Source organism: Symbioplanes lichenis (assembly GCF_030709675.1).
Taxonomy (GTDB): Bacteria; Actinomycetota; Actinomycetes; order Mycobacteriales; family Micromonosporaceae; genus Actinoplanes; species Actinoplanes lichenis.
In genome coordinates this window covers 1-17620 of the sequence record NZ_JAUZQD010000008.1, presented here as the reverse complement: position 1 = coordinate 17620, position 17620 = coordinate 1, and the positions used below count along the sequence as shown (strand labels likewise).

General features: G+C 70.6%; 19 protein-coding genes. 9 read left to right on the top strand and 10 right to left on the bottom strand.

All coding sequences use genetic code 11. The annotated features are described in order from the left end of the window. Window positions 1-95 precede the first annotated feature (95 nt). From qcrB to ctaE, 4 genes are read right to left on the bottom strand one after another with little or no spacing between them, the layout of a single operon-like run. Window positions 96-1712, bottom strand: coding sequence for a cytochrome bc1 complex cytochrome b subunit (qcrB, locus tag RAN62_RS20010; protein WP_305786217.1), 1617 nt, complete (start codon window positions 1710-1712; stop codon window positions 96-98). Further along, entirely contained in the window at window positions 1709-2818 is a 1110-nt protein-coding gene (gene qcrA / locus RAN62_RS20005) for a cytochrome bc1 complex Rieske iron-sulfur subunit (protein ID WP_305786216.1), read from the bottom strand. The genes qcrB and qcrA overlap by 4 nt, the downstream gene beginning before the upstream one ends. Then, a complete protein-coding gene (qcrC, locus tag RAN62_RS20000) occupies window positions 2815-3663 on the bottom strand; it encodes a cytochrome bc1 complex diheme cytochrome c subunit (protein ID WP_305786215.1) in 849 nt (282 codons plus the stop codon). Before qcrC ends, qcrA begins: the two co-directional genes overlap by 4 nt. Before the next feature lie 50 nt (window positions 3664-3713). Then, on the bottom strand, window positions 3714-4313 hold the full coding sequence (gene ctaE / locus RAN62_RS19995; protein WP_305786214.1) for an aa3-type cytochrome oxidase subunit III: 600 nt from the start codon (window positions 4311-4313) through the stop codon (window positions 3714-3716). Window positions 4314-4423: 110 nt separating this feature from the next. On the opposite strand from ctaE, the gene RAN62_RS19990 reads away from it, so the two are divergent. The 4 genes from RAN62_RS19990 to RAN62_RS19975 all read left to right on the top strand — a co-directional run bounded on the left by RAN62_RS19990 (window position 4424) and on the right by RAN62_RS19975 (window position 7510). Beyond that, window positions 4424-5467: a cytochrome c oxidase assembly protein gene (locus tag RAN62_RS19990; protein ID WP_305786213.1), complete on the top strand. Its 1044-nt coding sequence runs from the start codon at window positions 4424-4426 to the stop codon at window positions 5465-5467. Between the two features lie 55 nt (window positions 5468-5522). Then, window positions 5523-5969, top strand: a complete 447-nt coding sequence (locus RAN62_RS19985) for a hypothetical protein (RefSeq protein WP_305786212.1) — start codon at window positions 5523-5525, stop codon at window positions 5967-5969. Between the two features lie 120 nt (window positions 5970-6089). Further along, complete coding sequence (gene trpD, locus RAN62_RS19980) at window positions 6090-7151, top strand: anthranilate phosphoribosyltransferase (protein ID WP_305786211.1); 1062 nt, start codon at window positions 6090-6092, stop codon at window positions 7149-7151. 155 nt (window positions 7152-7306) lie between these two features. Continuing rightward, window positions 7307-7510 carry a hypothetical protein gene (locus RAN62_RS19975; RefSeq protein WP_305786210.1) on the top strand — a complete coding sequence of 68 codons (204 nt, stop codon included), beginning with the start codon at window positions 7307-7309 and terminating at the stop codon, window positions 7508-7510. A gap of 263 nt (window positions 7511-7773) precedes the next feature. Here the strand turns inward: RAN62_RS19975 and RAN62_RS19970 are convergent, their stop codons facing one another. Then, window positions 7774-8199 carry a cytochrome c oxidase subunit 4 gene (locus RAN62_RS19970; protein ID WP_305786209.1) on the bottom strand — a complete coding sequence of 142 codons (426 nt, stop codon included), beginning with the start codon at window positions 8197-8199 and terminating at the stop codon, window positions 7774-7776. 11 nt (window positions 8200-8210) lie between these two features. Beyond that, entirely contained in the window at window positions 8211-9146 is a 936-nt protein-coding gene (ctaC, locus tag RAN62_RS19965) for an aa3-type cytochrome oxidase subunit II (RefSeq protein WP_305786208.1), read from the bottom strand. Between the two features lie 162 nt (window positions 9147-9308). On the opposite strand from ctaC, the gene RAN62_RS19960 reads away from it, so the two are divergent. Both RAN62_RS19960 and RAN62_RS19955 read left to right on the top strand, forming a co-directional pair. Next, window positions 9309-10430, top strand: coding sequence for a cysteine desulfurase family protein (locus tag RAN62_RS19960; RefSeq protein ID WP_305786207.1), 1122 nt, complete (start codon window positions 9309-9311; stop codon window positions 10428-10430). Further along, window positions 10427-10639: a sulfurtransferase TusA family protein gene (locus tag RAN62_RS19955; RefSeq protein ID WP_305786206.1), complete on the top strand. Its 213-nt coding sequence runs from the start codon at window positions 10427-10429 to the stop codon at window positions 10637-10639. Before RAN62_RS19960 ends, RAN62_RS19955 begins: the two co-directional genes overlap by 4 nt. Before the next feature lie 6 nt (window positions 10640-10645). Here the strand turns inward: RAN62_RS19955 and RAN62_RS19950 are convergent, their stop codons facing one another. The 4 genes from RAN62_RS19950 to RAN62_RS19935 all read right to left on the bottom strand — a co-directional run bounded on the left by RAN62_RS19950 (window position 10646) and on the right by RAN62_RS19935 (window position 14428). Next, entirely contained in the window at window positions 10646-11113 is a 468-nt protein-coding gene (locus tag RAN62_RS19950; protein ID WP_305786205.1) for a P-loop nucleotide/nucleoside kinase family protein, read from the bottom strand. Window positions 11114-11448: 335 nt separating this feature from the next. After that, window positions 11449-12429, bottom strand: coding sequence for a carbohydrate kinase family protein (locus tag RAN62_RS19945; RefSeq protein ID WP_305786204.1), 981 nt, complete (start codon window positions 12427-12429; stop codon window positions 11449-11451). Window positions 12430-12767: 338 nt separating this feature from the next. Continuing rightward, entirely contained in the window at window positions 12768-13142 is a 375-nt protein-coding gene (gene erpA / locus RAN62_RS19940) for an iron-sulfur cluster insertion protein ErpA (RefSeq protein WP_305786203.1), read from the bottom strand. Window positions 13143-13264: 122 nt separating this feature from the next. Further along, window positions 13265-14428, bottom strand: coding sequence for a glycerate kinase family protein (locus tag RAN62_RS19935; protein WP_305786202.1), 1164 nt, complete (start codon window positions 14426-14428; stop codon window positions 13265-13267). Between RAN62_RS19935 and RAN62_RS19930 the strand changes: the two genes are divergently transcribed. The 3 genes from RAN62_RS19930 (at window position 14427) to murA (ending at window position 17525) form a co-directional block, all read left to right on the top strand. Then, window positions 14427-14579: a hypothetical protein gene (locus RAN62_RS19930; RefSeq protein WP_305786201.1), complete on the top strand. Its 153-nt coding sequence runs from the start codon at window positions 14427-14429 to the stop codon at window positions 14577-14579. The two genes, RAN62_RS19935 and RAN62_RS19930, sit on opposite strands and share 2 nt — an antisense overlap. Before the next feature lie 200 nt (window positions 14580-14779). After that, a complete protein-coding gene (gene nadA / locus RAN62_RS19925) occupies window positions 14780-15949 on the top strand; it encodes a quinolinate synthase NadA (RefSeq protein WP_305786200.1) in 1170 nt (389 codons plus the stop codon). 220 nt (window positions 15950-16169) lie between these two features. Continuing rightward, window positions 16170-17525 (top strand): UDP-N-acetylglucosamine 1-carboxyvinyltransferase, encoded by a 1356-nt coding sequence (gene murA, locus RAN62_RS19920; protein WP_369077180.1) that lies wholly within the window; start codon window positions 16170-16172, stop codon window positions 17523-17525. Window positions 17526-17620 lie beyond the last annotated feature (95 nt).

The following is a 17620-nucleotide window of genomic DNA, read 5'->3' as shown; positions in this document are numbered from 1 at the left end:
CGCAGCAGCGAACCGACCCGAGACCGGCGGCCCGTCCCCGGACATGCGAAAAGGGGCCCCCTGACCAGGGGGCCCCTTTTGTCGTGCTCGTGACCTCAGCGGCCGGAGGTGATCTCCTCGCGGCTGGAGCCGGTCACCGGCGGGACGGCCGGGGACACCGGCGCCTCGACCGGCTTCTCGACCGGGAAGAAGAAGCCCTTGACCGCGGGCCCGAGGGCGCCGAGGCGGTTCATCTTCTTCGGGACGACCCAGCCGGCGTACTCCAGCGGGATCGGGTGGCCGTGGTCGTCCACCGGGCCGAGCGGCTGGTGGACCTCCTCGAACTTGCCGTTCGGCAGCCGCCGGATGATGCCGGTCTCCACACCGTGCGCCAGCACCTCGCGGTCGTGCTGCTGCAGACCGAGGCAGATGCGGACGGCGAGGTAGTAGGCCAGCGGCGGGATCAGCACCAGGCCGATGCGGCCGGCCCAGGTCATCGCGTTGAGGCTGATGTGGAACTTGTCGGCGATGACGTCGTTGGCGCCGGAGATCGTCGCGATGAAGAAGAACGAGAAGGCCATCGCGCCGACACCGGTGCGCTCGGGCGCGTCCCGGGGCCGCTGGAGGATGTGGTGCGACTTGTGGTCCTTGAGCCGCCGCGCCTCCATGCTCGGGTAGAGCATCGGGAGCGTGAACAGCGCGCCGAGGCCGACCACCGCGGGCCAGAACAGCGGCGGGATCACATAGCCGTCGCCGATCGGGATGTCGATCTGCCAGGCGGGCATGAGCCGGACCAGGCCGTCCATGAACATGACGTACCAGTCGGGCTGGCTCGCCGAGGACACCGCGGAGGCCAGGTAGGGGCCGAAGAGCCAGATCGGGTTGATCTGGAACAGACCCGCCATGAGCGCGATCGTGCCGAAGACGGCCATGAAGAAGCCGCCCTGCTTGAGCGCGTAACGCGGGAACATGCGCTCGCCCACGACGTTGTCGTTGGTCCGCATCGGGCCCGGCCACTGGGTGTGCTTCTGCTTGAACACGATGCCCAGGTGGGCGGCGATCAGGGCGAGCAGGCCGCCCGGGATCAGCAGCACGTGGGCGATGTAGAAGCGGCCGATGATCAGCTCGCCCGGGTACTCCCCGCCGAAGACCGCGGCGGACAGCCACGTGCCGATGACCGGGATGGAGAGCATGATCGCCGAGGCGATGCGGAGACCCGTGCCGGACAGGCCGTCGTCCGGGAGCGAGTAACCGGTGAAGCCGGCGAAGAAGCCGAGCAGGAAGAGGATGACGCCGATCGTCCAGTTGGCCTCGCGGGGCTTGCGGAACGCACCGGTGAAGAAGATGCGCGCCATGTGGATGACGATCGAGGCCATGAACAGCAGCGCCGCCCAGTGGTGCATCTGCCGCATGAACAGACCGCCGCGCACCTCGAAGGACAGGTGCAGCGAGGACTCGTAGGCCGCCGACATCTCCACGCCGCGCAGGGCGGTGTAGGGACCGTCGTAGACGACCTCCTTCATCGACGGGTCGAAGAACAGCGTGAGGAACACGCCACTCAGCAACAGCACGACGAAGGAGAAGAGCGCGATCTCACCGAGCAGGAACGACCAGTGGTCGGGGAAGACCTTGTTCAGCAGACCGCGCAGCGGGGTGGCAGCCTGGTAACGGTCGTCGAGCCCCTTGCCGATGTTCGCGGGGACCTGGGCCAGGTCCAGCTTCCGGCGTTTCATGGCCGCTCCCAGAAGTCGGGTCCAACAGCTTCCCGGAAGTCAGACGCTGCCACGAAGAACCCCTCCTCGTCCACCTCGAGAGGCAGGAGAGGCAGGCGGCGGCTGGCCGGTCCGAAGACAGGACGAGCGTTGTCGGTGATCAGGAACTGCGACTGGTGACACGGGCAGAGCAGACGGTTGGTCTGCTGCTCGTAAAGACTAGCCGGGCAGCCGGCGTGGGTGCAGATCTTCGAGAACGCCACGTAGTTGCCCCACATGCCGCCCTTGTTGATCTCGTCGCCCTCGGCCGCGGCCCGGGTGGCCTCGGCGTCGGTGGCGCGCAGGTGCACCAGCAGGGTCGGCGAGTCGGCGTAGTGGTTGGTCGAGCCGCCCGGGATGCCCGGGAAGACCGTGATCTGACCGCCGACGCTGACGTCGTCCGGCCGGACCGGCGAGCCGTCCTCGCGGGCGAGCCGCACGAGCTGCCCGTTGTTGCTGACGGGGTCGAAGCCGGTGTGGTACATCATCGGCTCTTCGCCCTTGTGCGGGTTCTCGATCAGACCGCCGATGAGCGGGGCGGCCGCGGCCACCCCGAGCGGGGCGAGACCCAGCGCGATCGCGCCCTTGAGCAGCGGCCGGCGCTGCACGCCCAGCTCGTCGACCATGTAGACCATGGTCTGGCCGGTGATCAGCCGGTCGTCGTCGCTGGAGGGCTGGTTGTGCCGGTCCTGGATCGAGACCTCGTGCGGCAGCAGCTTCTTGGCCCAGGCGAGGATCGCGATGCCGAGGGCGAAGAGCGAGATGCCGAGCGTGATGCCCAGGGCCGGCGTGTAGTAGTCGCTCAGGTGGTTGCCGAGCTCGAACTCCCACGGCAACACGATGAAGAGGACGACGAACGCCAGCGCGAACAGGCCCGAGATGACGAACAGCAGGGCGATGTTGCGCACGATGCGCTTCTCCGCCTTGGAGTTCGTGCCCTCGAACTGCGACTCGTACGTGACGATCTCGATGTCGTCGCGCCGGGCGCCCTCACGGACGATGTCGAAGCGCGACAGCTTGGGGTCGTTGACGTCGACCGGCTCGGTGCCGGTGTTGGTGCCGTGCGACCCACCGTGCGTGACGGTCATGACTTCCCCGCAATCCACAGCGCCGCGAAGACCAGGATCGTGATGCCGACCACGAAGATCGCCAGACCCTCGGTCGCCGGGCCGTAACCACCCAGGTTGAACAGACCGCCCGGGTCCTTGTCGTTCTGGATCTGGGTGGTGATGTAGGTGATGATCTCCTGCTTCTCGTCCGGCGTGAGCTCATTGTCGCCGAAGACGGGCATGTTCTGCGGGCCGGTCAGCATGGCGCCGTAGATCTGCTCCGCCGTCGGGTCGTGCAGGCTCGGGGCGAACTTGCCGGAGGAGAGCGCGCCGCCGGCCCCGACGTTGCCGTGGCACTGGGCGCAGTTGAGCCGGAAGAGCTCACCGCCCTTGGCCAGCGCCTCGGGGTCGGACTCGACGTCCTTGGTCAGCGAGCCGGCCGGGATCTCCGGGCCGCCGCCGATCTCCTGGATGTACTGCCCCAGCTGCTTGGTCTGCGTCTCGTCGAAGACGGGGCGCTTCTGCTCGGCCTGGGCCTCCTGGCGGGTCATCGGCATGCGGCCGGTGCCGACCTGGAACTCCACGGAGGCGGAGCCGACGCCGATGAGGCTCGGGCCGCGGCCCTCGACGCCCTCGGCGTTGCGGCCGTGGCACGTGATGCAGCTGTTGTCGAAGAGGGCCTTGCCCTCCTGGGCCGCGGTGGAGAGCTGCCGGTCGTCCTCGGCGAAGGCGCCGGGCGCGAAGGCGGTGTAGACGCCTCCGGCCAGGGCGAGCGCGGCCAGCATGCGGACCGCTGCACCGATACGCCGGCGAGCCCGGCTGGGCGCGGAACGCCGCCGGGTGAACACCCGGAAGCGCCGTCCGGCGGGGGTGTCAGAAGTCATGGGCTGTGTCCCTCTGGGTGTTGACCTTGAAACTCACGGACGGCGGCGGGCTACTGCAGCCAATAGATCATGGCGAACAGCGCGATCCACACGACGTCGACGAAGTGCCAGTAGTACGACACCACGATCGCCGACGTGGCCTGGGCCGGCGTGAAGCGGCCCATGGTCGTGCGGATCATGTAGACGATGAAGGCGATGAGCCCGCCGGTCACGTGCAGACCGTGGAACCCGGTCGTCAGGTAGAACATCGAGCCGTACCCGTCGCCGTTGAGCTTGATGCCCTCGTGGACGAGGTTGCGGTACTCGTTCGCCTGGCCGAGCACGAAGATCAGGCCCATGACGAAAGTGATCGTGAACCAGCGCCGCAGCGCGAACACGTCACCCTTCTCCGCCGCGAACACGCCGAGCTGGCAGGTGACGGACGAGAGCACGAGAATGATCGTGAACGTCGTCGCGTACGGGATCTTGAGAGCTTCGGTGTGCTCTTCCCACATGCTGTAGTCAGCCGCGCGGATGGCGAAGTACATGGCGAACAACGCCGCGAAGAACATGAGCTCGCTGGAGAGCCACACGATGGTCCCGACGCTGACCATGTTGGGTCGGGTCAGCGAGTGGATCCGGCTCTTGTCGATGGCTGAGGCCGCTGTCACGAGGCTCATTATTGCCCCGCGATCACCTCAACGTGTCGCGGGGGGCCCAATCCGGTGTGTGTCGTGGCCCGGTAGAACGCGCGCACCCCGTCCGGGCATAGCCTGAAGTGGTGCAACACGTCGAAACGGCCACGCTCGCGGCGCCGGCGGGCGATACTGTCCCCCCGCCGTTCACCGTCGGCGCCATCTTCACCGAGATCCGCCTGACCAGCCTCATCGCGCTCTTCCTGCTGATCGCGGCGGCCCTCTACCTCTACGGCGTGCACCGCCTGAGGCAGCGCGGCGACCAGTGGCCCACGGGCCGCACGGTGGCGTTCCTGGCCGGCGGGCTGGGCTCGATCGCGGCCGTCTCGGTGACCGGCATCGAGGCGTACGACACGACGCTGATCAGCGTGCACATGGTGCAGCACATGGTCCTGTCCATGGTGGGCCCGATCTTCCTGGCCCTGGGCGCCCCGATGACGCTGGCGCTGCGCACGCTGCCCAAGGACGGGCGCAAGGTGCTGCTCGCGATCGTCCACAGCCGCGTGGCCCGGGTGCTCACGTTCCCGCTGGTGGCGTTCGGCATCTTCATCGCGAACCCGTTCGTCCTCTACTTCACGGGGCTCTACCGGGCCACGCTCGAGCACGCCTGGCTGCACGAGTTCATCCACGTGCACTTCATCGTGACGGGCTGCCTGTTCTTCTGGCCGCTGCTGGGGCTCGACCCGCTGCCCAACCGGTGGCCGTACCCGGCTCGCGCCCTGCTCATGGTCCTGTCCGTGCCGTTCCACACGGTCCTCGGGCTGACGATCATGCAGAGCAAGGACCTGCTGGGCGGCGACTGGTACCCCAACCTGCACCTGACCTGGATCGACCCGCACAGCGACCAGGTCACGGCGGGCGGCATCCTGTGGGCCGGCGGCGAGATCGTGAGCGTCACGATGCTGGGCATCCTGGTCCTGCAGTGGATCAAGCAGTCCGAGCGTGAGGCCCGCCGGGTCGACCGCGCCCTCGACCGCGCGGAGGCCGAGGAAGCGGCGGCCGCAACCGCTTCCCCGGGTACGGACGACGGGGCGGAAGTGACGGAAGAGACGCAGGCCACGTCCCCCGGCGCGGCGACCAAGATCACAAACGCGCACGCCACGACCGGACCACGCACCGAGCCCGAGTGACCGGGCGGGTACCATCAGCGGGCATCTACGAGCGTCGGAAGCCGGGGCAGATCATATGAGTGATGCCAGCAAGACCGAGCCGAGCACCTACACCGTCCTGCTCTACAGCGACGACATCGCCGTCCGCGACAAGATCCGTCTGGCGATCGGCGTGCGCCCCGCCGCGGACCTGACCGTGGAGTTCGTCGACGCGTCGACGTGGGAAGACTGTCGCCGGCTCCTCGACGAGTACGAGATCGACCTGATGGTGCTGGACGGCGAGGCCAGTCCCGCGGGCGGCCTCGGCATCGCCCGGCAGACCAAGGACGAATATGCGGACCCGCCGCCCACCTGCGTCGTCATCGCCCGGGCGGCGGACCGCTGGCTGGCCGCCTTCGCCCAGGTCGACGAGACGCTGACGTTCCCGCTCGACCCGGTCACCACCGGCCGCACGGTCGCCGGCATGCTCCGCGCCCGGCGCTCCGGTGCCGTACCGCTGGGCAGTCTCGGCAAGCTCGCCTGACCCCCGCCCGGGTCCGGTCCGCCGGGCCCGGGTTTTCGCGGCCGCCATCCTGGCCCGCGCGGGCCGCCCGGCCCGCGCCGAGGTTTGAACCCCCGATCACCCGCTCCCCCGGAGGCCCCCATGGCCACGCCCACCTGGCCCGATCTGCTCGGCGCACTGCTGCGCGGCGAGGAGCTGCCCCGGGAGCACACGGCGTGGGCGATGGGCGAGATCATGGCGGGCAACGCCACCCCGGTGCAGATCGCGGGCTTCGCGGTGGCGCTGCGGGCCAAGGGCGAGACCCCGGCCGAGCTGACCGGCCTGGTCGACGCCATGATCGCCAACGCCACGCCGGTGGACCTGCCCGAGGAGACCCGGGCCGACGCGGTCGACGTGGTCGGCACGGGCGGCGACCGCGCCCACACCGTCAACATCTCCACGATGGCAGCGATCATCGTCGCCGCCGCCGGGGTGACCGTGGTCAAGCACGGCAACCGGGCGGCGTCGTCGGCCTGCGGCACCGCGGACCTGCTCGAGTACTTCGGCATCCCGCTCGACCTGGGCCCGGAGGGCGTACGCCGGACCGTGGCCGAGGCCGGCGTCGGCTTCTGCTTCGCGGCCCGCTACCACCCGGGCATGCGCCACGCCTCGGTCCCGCGTCGCGAGCTGGGTCACCCCACGTTCTTCAACTTCCTCGGCCCGCTGTCCAACCCGGCCCGCCCGCGCAACGCGGCGGTCGGCTGCTTCGATCTGCGGATGGCCCCGGTGATGGCCGAGGTCTTCGCCCGCCGCGGCGACGCCGCCCTGGTCATGCGGGGCGAGGACGGCCTCGACGAGTTCACCACGGCCGCACCCACCCGGGTCTGGCTGGTCCGCGGCGGCGAGGTCACGGAGTCGCTGGTCGACGCCGAGGAGTTCGGTCTCCCGCGCAGCGCCCCGGGCGCCCTGCGCGGCGGCGACGCCGCGTTCAACGCCGCCGCGGCGCTGCGCATGTTCGCGGGCGAGAAGGGCCCGGTGCGCGATGCCGTCCTGCTCAACGCGGCGGCGGCCTTCGCGGCCCACGACGGCTTCCCGGGCTCGCTGACGGAGACCATGCGGGCCGGCATCGACCGCGCCGCGAGTACGGTGGATTCCGGCGCGGCCACGGCTCTGCTGAGCACCTGGGTGGAAGCCGCCAAGCAAGCCAAGGCCGCCGAGCAGTAAACCGCCGGACCTGTGACCGGGGTGGCCGGTTCGTGCCGGAAGTCCGCAATTTGTCCGGACACGCCGGGGCGAGATCCCACCACTGCCGGGTGGTTCCGTGACAACGTTTGAATGACATTCGGGTAATTCCACCTTCCGACGAAGAGGAGCCACCCGTGGACGAACGAGAGCTGCGCTGCGTCCTCTGCGACGCCGAGATGCCGTTCGAGGTGCCGCCGTGCACCGACGGCCACGACGACTGCCCCGAGCTCGTCTGCACCCGCTGCGGTGCCGCCGAGATCCTGGCGCCCCTGGAGATCCGCGTCTGGCTGCGCCCCAACGGCAATCGGGTCGCCCCGCTCCAGCGCACAGCCGCCTGAGCCGTCGCCGCCGCCCTGCCCCCGGGGGAAGGGCGGCGGCGACGTTTCCGGCCGTCAGAGCGCCGCTGGGGGGCGTACCCGGGCGGTGTGAGCGGCAAGCCGCACCCGCCGCGACCGGGCCACCTGGCGCGGCCGGAAGCTCGGCCCTTTCCCACCCCCACGCCGCGCGTGAAACGACCGCCTCGGCGGCAGCGAGGCGACGGGGCGGGGGCAACGCAAAAGGCCCGCACCGAAGTGCGGGCCTTGCGAGGAAACTCAGCGGATCAGTGCTCGACCGGGTGCCGGGTGCCCGAGTAGTACTCGAAGAGCAGACCGCAGGCGGCGAAGACCACCATCAGCATGCCCAGCGCGATCAGCCACCACATCCAGAAGACGAGGCCCAGGCCCGCGGTGGCCGCGGCCAGCGCGAGGCCGAACGGCCAGTAGCTGCCGGGGCTGAAGAAGCCGATCTCGCCGGCGCCCTCGGCGATCTCGCCGTCCTCACGGTCCTCGGGGCGGTCGTCGATGCGCCGCGCGACGAACCAGAAGAAGCCGCCGCACATCGAGCAGAGCAGGCCCGACAGGACCAGCGCCACGGTGCCGATCCACTCGAGGTGGCCGGTCTCGCCGTGGGTGTAGAGGCCGTAGACGATCGCCGCGCCGAAGAGGAAGACGGCGACGCCCGCGAAGATCTTGTATTCGGTCTTCACTTGTCTGTCCCCTACTTCCCGAGCGCCGTCGTCTGGCCGGACTGGTTCCAGGACTCCGTGTGGCGGCGGCTGTCGTACGGCTGCGTCGTCACGGCGAAGCGCTGGTCACCGGTGAAGCCGATGGCCTCCATGGCGTCCTCGGTGGTCTTGCCGCTCTCCTTGGCCTGCAGGAAGGTGTCGAACTTCTCCGGCGAGACCACGACCAGCTCGAACTGCATGAACGCGTGGTAGGTGCCGCAGAGCTCGGCGCACCGGCCGACGTAGCGGCCCTCCTTGTCGAGCGTCACCTCGAAGGCGTTGCGCACGTTGCCCGGGAAGACGTCCCGCTTGAACAGCATCTCCGGCACCCAGAACGAGTGGATGACGTCCTTGCTGGTCTCCTCGAACCGGACCTTCTTGCCGGTCGGGAGCACGAGCAGCGGGATGACGTCGGTCGAGCCGAGCGTCGAGGCGACCGTGTTGGCGTCCTCGCCCATGCCGTCGCGATAGTTGAACTGCCAGTTCCACTTGAACGCGACGACCTCGACGGTCATGTCGGGCTTGGCGGAGAGCTTGTCCACCTCGGTCTGCACGATCGCGGTGTAGTAGAAGAGCACCGCCACGATCAGCACCGGGGTGACCGTGTAGAGGACCTCCATGGGCATGTTGAACCGGGTCTGCACCGGGAGCTTGTCGCCCCGCTTGCGGTACCGGATGATGCACCAGAAGATCAGGCCCCACACGAAAATGCCCACGATCAGGGCCGCGATGACCGACGCGATCCACATGTCGTACATGCTGTGCGCCTGCTCGGTGATGCCGTGCTTGGGCCAGCCGAAGCCGCCCATGGCGTCACCGATCCCATCGGCCGAACAGCCGGACAGCACGGCGAGCAGCAGAGCACCACCGACACCGAGCCCGGCGAGCCGAACGACGCGAGGTCGCGCGACCGAACTCCTTGAGACCACCTGCTCCTGCCTCCCTAGAGCACCGCCCGGTGCCACGAATCCGGACACCGACGGCAAGGTGTCACCGACGGTCGCACACTACTCGACCTGCCGGGGCCCTCTGCCTGCCGGGGGTCGGATCTTGCGGGCACACCCCCGTTGTCGTGACGATACCGTTCCGGGGTGGAAGCCGACGCTTATTTGGATGCCGCGAGCGCGGCGCCCCTGCATCCGGTCGCCCGTCAGGCCCTGCTCGCCGCCCTCGAGGACGGCTGGGCCGACCCGGACAAGCTCTACACGGCGGGCCGGCGGGCGCAACAGCTGCGCGAGGCCGCGACGGCCACGGTCGCGAGCTGCCTGGGAGTACGGCCCGACGAGGTCACCTTCTGGCCGTCCGGCACCGCCGCCGCCCACGCCGCCGTCCTGGGCGGACTCGCGGGACGCGTCCGAGCTGGTCAGACGTTTGTCCACTCCGCGATCGAGCACTCCGCCGTCCTGCACGCCGCCGCCCGGCACGGCGACGCCGCCGAGGTGGGCGTGGACCGCCTCGGCCGCCTCGACCTGGACGCCTGGGCGAGCGCCGTGACCCGCCCCGGGGTGGCCCTCGCCGGCCTGATCAGCGCCAGCCACGAGGTGGGCACCGTGCAGCCGGTCGCGGCCGCGGCCTCGTTGTGCGGCGACGTGCCCTTGTATGTGGACGCCGCGCAGACGGTCGGGCACGCCCCCGTACCGGCGGGCTGGTCCCTGTTGTCGGCGAGCGCGCGCAAGTGGGGCGGTCCCGCGGGCATCGGCGTCCTGGTCGTGCGGAAGGGCACGCGGTGGGTGTCGCCCCACCCCGGTGACGATCTTCACAGGCCCCGGGCCCAGGGACCCCTCGATCTCCCGGCGGTGGTCGCGGCGGCGGCGAGCCTGCGGGCCGTGCAGGCCGAGGCCGGGACCGAGGGTGTACGCCAGAGCAAGCTGATCGGCCGGATCCGCTCCACCGTCGCGGCCACCGTCCCCGACGTGGAGATCATCGGCGACCCGGACGACCGGCTCCCCCATATCGTCACGTTCTCGTGCCTGTACGTGGACGGGGAAGCGCTGCTCCACGCCCTCGACCGGCGCGGCTTCGCCGTCTCGTCGGGCTCGTCGTGCACATCGTCGACGCTGAAGCCCAGCCACGTCCTGGAGGCGATGGGCGTGCTGAGCCACGGGAACGTGCGCGTGTCGCTGCATCCCGGCGTGTCGTCGGCCGACGTGGACCGTTTCCTGGCGGCGCTGCCCGGCATCGTGGCCGGCCTGCGAGCCGAGGCGGGCCTGTGACCGTCGTCGACTCCCGGGGGCGGCGCTGTCCGTTACCGATCATCGACTTGGCGAAGGCGCTGCCCGGGGTCGAGGTGGGCGGCATGATCCGGGTGCTGGCCGACGACCCGGCCGCGGCCAACGACATCCCGGCGTGGTGCCGGCTCAAGCAGCAGGAGTACGCGGGGAGTCCGTCGCCGGGCGTCTACGAGGTGCGTCGCCTCAGCTGATCTTCTTCACTTCCGCAGGTATTCCACGACCGGCAGCACGGGGTCCACGGCCAGATGCGTGTCGACGACGATCCGAGGGCCGAGATAGGGCTCGTACTCAACGGGCCCGCCGCCCGTCTCGCCCCGGCTGCTCCTGCGGCGCCGCAGCACGTCCTCGTCGCCGCAGACCACCTCGACCACGCGCAGCGGCACGTCGAGCCGCTCGGCCAGCTCCGTCCACATCCGCCGGGTCGCCGCCACGGGATTCACCGCGTCGATGATCACACTGAGCCCGAGCGTGAGCTGCGTCTCGGCCAGCGCGGCCACCACCCCGTACGCGGCGTGTCCCGGCCGCGGCTCGCTCACGTCATAGACGCGCAGGGCGGCGTCGACCGCGTCCACCCCCAGAACAGCCGCGGGCAGAGCCGCCCCCACCTGCCGGGCCAGCGTGGACTTGCCCACACCCGGCAGCCCGGCGAAGACGGCCAGCACCACAGTCGCTCTCCTCGTCCGCTGTCCGCCCGGCGCGAGCCGGTGACCCTCAGGCTCATCGCTACGAGGCGGACCTTCTCGCCTTACCTTGCCATGGTTCACCGAACATCCGCCGTTTCACGGCCACGCCGCTCCACTGTTTCGCTCGGCGTCGCTCGGGCCCCGGCTTCGTGCTCGTTCCGCCGGCTCGGCGCCCGCTTCGTGCTCGTTCCGCCGGCGCGGGCGCCCGGCTTCGTGCCGGTCCGGGCCTTCGCTCACGTTCGGGCCCGGGCCTTCGCTCACGTTCGGGCCCGGGCCTTCGCTCACGTTCGGGCCCGGGCCTGTGGTCTCGCGCGGGCTCAGGCCTTCGTCAGGAAGGGCTGGATCTCGGCGGCGGCCTCGTCGCCGTACGAGTCGGCGAGGCGCTTGAGGAAGAGGTCGGCCTTGATGTCGTATTCCTGGCCGCCGTCCGTCTCGAGGACGTGCGCGGCGACCAGCGAGCCCACCTGCGCCGCCCGCTCGAGCCCGACGCCCCAGCTGAGCGCCGCGAAGAAGCCGGCCCGGAAGCCGTCGCCGACCCCGGTCGGGTCCTGGGGCACGACGTCCCGGGCGACCGGCACGTGGATCCGCTCGATGTCCCGCCCGGTGATCTCCACGCCGTCCGCGCCGAGCGTGGTGACCCGGATCGTCACGTGCTCGAGCACCTGGTCGCTCGTGAGACCGGACTTGGTCTCGAGCAGCGACCGCTCGTACTCGTTGGTGAGCAGGTAGCGCGCCCCGTCGATGAGCGGCAGCACGTCCTTGCCGTCCATCCACGCGAGCTGCTGCGACGGGTCCGCGGCGAACGCGTAGCCCCGGGCGCGGCACTCCTGCGAGTGGCGCTGCATGGCGGCCGGGTCGTTCGCGCCGATCAGCACCAGGTCGAGGCCGCCCGCCCGCTCCGCGACGGGGGCGAGCTCGATGTTGCGCGCCTCGGCCATTGCCCCGGCGTAGAACGACGCGATCTGGTTGAGCTCCTCGTCCGTCGTGCAGACGAACCGCGCGGTGTGCAGCACGTCGCTGACGTGCACCGAGCCGCAGTCGACCCCGTGCCGCTCGAGCCACGACCGGTAGTCGGCGAAGTCGGCGCCGACCGCTCCCACCAGGATCGGGCGCAGCCCCATCTGGCCCATGCCGAACGCGATGTTCGGCGCCACGCCGCCCCGCCGGACCACGAGATCGTCGACGAGGAAGGAGAGCGAGACCTTGTGCAGCTGATCGGCGATCAACTGCTCGGAGAACTTGCCGGGAAAATGCATCAGGTGGTCGGTGGCGATCGAGCCGGTAACGGCGATCTTCATGGCGGCCCTCGGGGGTCGGGTGCGATTACCCCAGGAGCCTACCGGGGGTTCGTCCCCCGGACACCCCGGCGTCGCCCCGCCTCCACCGCGTCAAGACCCGCCTTCGAGTACGCCGCGCGTGTCGCCGCACCATGACAGCTGGACATGCCAAAGGCCGCCCGTCCCGAAGGGCGAGACGGCCTCGCGTCAAGCAATGGATCGTTCACGCCCGCCGCGGGTCGCCCGGCAGCAAGCGTGACCGGTGAGCACCGTGGGAGGCTCGGGGGCTCGGCCCCCGGTGAGGCGAAGGGGCCCCGGTCCGCGCTTCCGGCGGACACAGGGCCCCGGCCACCTTCGCGTCAGTGGAAGGAGTCGCCGCAGGCGCAGGAGTTCTGCGCGTTGGGGTTGTCGATCGTGAAGCCCTGGGCGTCGATGCGGTCGGCGAAGTCGATCGTGGCGCCCGCGAGGTAGGGGGAGCTCATGCGGTCGACGACGACCTCGACGCCGTTGAAGTCGCTGACGACGTCGCCGTCGAGCGAGCGCTCGTCGAAGAAGAGCTGGTAGCGGAGGCCGGAGCAGCCGCCGGGCTGGACGGCGATGCGGAGCCGCAGGTCGTCGCGCCCTTCCTGCTCGATCAGGGCCTTGACCTTGACAGCCGCGACGTCGGTCAAAATGACGCCGGTCGGCGCGGCCGTGGTGGCCTCGGTCGACTCGGTGTGCGCTTCAGTGGTCACGTGCGGTTCTCCCTGCCGGTCAGCTGATGTGCCGTAGAGGCCAACGCTAACTCTCCCGCCGCCTATTCCCAACGGCCGGGGGCGAGATGTCCGACACCGGGATCCTCAGCGGCACCACGGGCTCAGCGGCTCCACTGGCGGGCCAGGCGGGCGCCGATCTCACGCAGGCCCACGGCTGGCTCCGCCAGCGCGCGCTCGGTCGACCCGAAATGCTCCACCAGGGCGTACGTCTCGGTGACGCCCGCGGCGGCCGCCTCGCGGTGACCCGTCTCGTTGCGGCCGGCGACGACGACGCAGGGCAGGCCGTGGTCGCGGGCCTGGTTGGCGATGCCGGCGGTGACCTTGCCCCGCAGCGACTGGTGATCGAACGAGCCCTCGCCCGTGATGACCAGCTCGGCCGCCGCGAGCGACGCGTCGAGGCCGATCAGACTGGTGACCAGGGAGATGCCGGAGGTCACCCGGCCGCCCAGGGCGAGGAGCGCCGCGCCGATGCCTCCGGCCGCGCCCGCCCCGGGCATCGAGGCCAGACCGTCAACATCGAAAGCCTTCCCGAGCACGGCCGAGAAGTGCTCGAGCGCGGCGTCCAGTCGCATGACGTCGTCGCGCGAGGCGCCCTTCTGGGGCCCGAAGACGTTGCTGGCCCCGTACAGGCCGGTCAGCGGGTTGTCCACATCCGTCGCGGCGACCAGGTTGACCTGGCGCAGCTGGGGCGATCCGGCGAGCGCTTCGGCCGTACCCAGGGCTGCTCCGCCGTAGGGAAGCGCGTAGCCGCCGACGTCGACCGGCCCCGCACCCAGCGCGGCGAGCATCCCGGCGCCGGCGTCGTTGACCGCCGACCCGCCCAGCCCGACGACCACCTCGGACGCGCCGGCCTCGACCGCGGCGGCCAGCAGGAGGCCCAGCCCGTACGACGTCGTGCGGTTGGGGTCCCGCTCCTCCGCGGTGAGCAGGTGCAGGCCGCACGCCTGGGCGCTCTCGACATAGGCCGTGCTGCCCGCCAGCAGTACGTCGCCGCGCGCGGGACGCCCGAGCGGGTCGACCGTGGCGACCGGCAGCCGGCGCCCGCCGAGCGCGGTGCCCAGAACGTCGACGAAGCCGGGGCCGCCGTCGGACAGCGGCCGGAGCACGCACTCGTCGGCGGGCGCGACCTCGTGCCAGCCCTCCGCCACGGCGGTGGCCACCTCGGCGGCGCTGAGCGTTCCGGCGAACTTGTCGGGGCAGATGAGTACGCGCACGAGCAGAAAGTACAGGTTTCGCTCAGGCGGGGCTGGCAACCTTATAGGCATGCCCACGCTTGTTCAGAGACTGCAGAAATTCCTTGCCAGCCCGCAGGGCCAGAAGGTGGTCGCTGAGGGGCGCCGCCAGCTGGCCAAGCCGGAGAACCAGGCGAAGCTGAAGCAACTCGCGACCCGGTTCCAGAGCCGCCGGCCGCGCTGAGCCGTCTTCCGCCCGCTGCTCGCGCGGCGCCGTCTGCCCGCTCGCCCGGCGGGCGGAGCGGCGGATCGCACGGCGCCGTCCGCCCGCTCGCCCGGCGCGGCGGTTCGCGCGACGCCCGCCTGGCGTTCGCCGCTCGGGCGCCGGCCGGTGAGTGCTTCGCCACACCTCGATCGACGTCACGCTGTGGAAACATGGACGGCGTGACGTCGACCTGGACCGAACCCGCGAACACCCCTCTCGCGCTGCTGCTCCTCGGCCAGGGCACCGACCCCGCCAGCGAGCGCGGCGTCGACTGCCCCGGCGACCTGCCCGCGCCCAGCGACCCCGACCTGGTCGCCCGGGCCACCGCAGCCAAGGCCGCCCTGGGCGACCGCGTCTTCGTGCTGGGCCACCACTACCAGCGCGACGAGGTCATCCAGTTCGCCGACGTCACCGGCGACTCGTTCAAGCTGGCCCGCGAGGCCGCCGCCAAGCCCGACGCCGAGTTCATCGTCTTCTGCGGCGTGCACTTCATGGCGGAGAGCGCCGACATCCTGACCAGCGCCGCCCAGCAGGTCATCCTGCCCGACCTCGCGGCCGGCTGCTCGATGGCCGACATGGCGGTGCTCGGGCAGGTCGAGACCGCGTGGGAGCAGTTCACCGATCTCGGCATCGCGGGCGACGTCGTCCCCGTGACCTACATGAACAGCTCCGCCGACATCAAGGGCTTCGTCGGCCGCAACGGCGGCGTCGTGTGCACGTCGTCGAATGCGGAGCGCGCGCTGCGGTGGGCGTACGAGCAGGGTCAGAAGGTCTTCTTCCTCCCCGACCAGCACCTGGGCCGCAACACCGCCGTCCTCGAGATGGGCTTCGACCTCGACGACTGCGTGCTCTACGACCCGCACAAGCCGCAGGGCGGCCTGACGGCCGAGCAGCTGCGCGACGCGAAGATGATCCTGTGGCGCGGGCACTGCTCGGTGCACGGGCGCTTCACGATCGACAGCGTGCGCGAGGTGCGCGAGCGGGTCCCCGGCGTCAACGTGCTGGTCCACCCGGAGTGCCGCCACGAGGTCGTGCGCGCCGCCGACTACGTGGGCTCGACCGAATACATCATCAAGGCGCTCGACGCCGCCCCCGCCGGCTCGGCCTGGGCGGTGGGCACCGAGCTCAATCTCGTACGCCGGTTGGCGCTCGCCCACCCGGACAAACAGATCATGTTTCTCGACCGAACGGTCTGCTACTGCTCGACCATGAACCGCATCGATCTCCCCCACCTCGTGTGGGCGCTCGAGGAGCTGGTCGCGGGGCGGGTGCCCAACCAGATCACGGTCGACGAGGACACCGCGAAATACGCCCGCGTGGCCCTCGACCAGATGCTCGCGCTGCCGTAAATCCGTCACAGCGGGTAGTCAAGGATAAGCCCAGCGCTCCACCGCACCTTTTTCTTGGCTTAATCATCAGCAATTCGTGCCCCGCTGAGTGTTGTGGTGATTTTCGTGATGGTCACGCAGGGCTATGCTGCCCGGGCGGCTGCCACCGGTGAACCCCCCACCGCCGGCAGCACCCCTACTCGCTCCGGGCGCACTGATGCGCCCGCCTCAGGAGGTTGCGTTGACCGACGACGTCCTGGCCGTCCACGGCGGTACGCCGCTGAACGGGCAGATCCGGGTCCGTGGCGCCAAGAACCTGGTTTCCAAGGCCATGGTGGCCGCCCTGCTCGGGGAGACCCCGAGCACGCTCTTCGACGTCCCGCGCATCCGCGACGTCGAGGTCGTCAGCGGCCTCCTCGAGCTGCACGGCGTCAAGGTGGCGAAGGGCACCGACGACGGCGAGCTGATCATGGACCCCACGAACGTGGAGAGTGCCAGCAGCGACGAGATCAACGTCCACGCCGGCTCCTCGCGGATTCCGATCCTGTTCTGCGGGCCCCTGCTGCACCGGCTCGGCCACGCCTTCATCCCGGACCTGGGTGGCTGCCACATCGGCCCGCGGCCGATCGACTTCCACATCCAGGCCCTGCGGGAGTTCGGCGCGATCGTCGACAAGACCCCCCAGGGCATGCACCTGACGGCGCCCAACGGCCTGCACGGTACGAAGCTCGAGCTCCCGTACCCCAGCGTCGGCGCGACCGAGCAGGTGCTGCTCACCGCCGTCCGCGCCGAGGGCGTCACCGAGCTGCGCAACGCCGCCATCGAGCCCGAGATCGTCGACCTCATCTGCGTCCTGCAGAAGATGGGCGCGATCATCAAGGTCCACACCGACCGGGTCATCGAGATCCAGGGCGTGCCCCGGCTCTACGGCTACCAGCACAAGCCGATCCCGGACCGCATCGAGGCCGCCAGCTGGGCCGCCGCTGCCCTCGCCACCCGCGGCGAGATCGAGGTGCTCGGCGCGCAGCAGGCCGACATGATGACGTTCCTCAACGTCTTCCGCTCCATCGGCGGCCAGTACGAGGTCACCGACGCCCGCGTGTCCCGCCCCGGCGTCACCGGCGTCGAGGGCGGCATCAAGTTCTGGCACCCGGGCGGCGAGCTGCAGGCCGTGGCGCTGGAGACCGACGTGCACCCCGGCTTCATGACCGATTGGCAGCAGCCCCTGGTCGTCGCCCTCACCCAGGCCCGCGGCCTCTCGATCATGCACGAGACCGTGTACGAGCAGCGCCTGGGCTACACCGAGGCCCTCAACTCCATGGGCGCCACGATCCAGGTCTACCGCGACTGCCTCGGCGGCACCCCCTGCCGCTTCGGCCGCCGCAACTTCAAGCACTCCGCGGTCATCGCCGGCCCGAGCAAGCTCCACGCGGCCGACCTGGTGATCCCGGACCTCCGCGCGGGCTTCAGCCACCTCATCGCGGCCCTCGCCGCCGAGGGCACCTCGCGCGTCTACGGCGTGGACCTCATCAACCGGGGCTACGAGGACTTCGAGAACAAGCTCTCGGCGCTGGGCGCCCACGTCGAGCGCATCTGACCCAGATCAGCACCGGCCGGGGGGGGGGGGGGGGTGGGGGCAGCCCCGGCCCCCCCCGGGGTGGGGGGGGGGGGGGGGGGGGGCGGGGAGGCCGG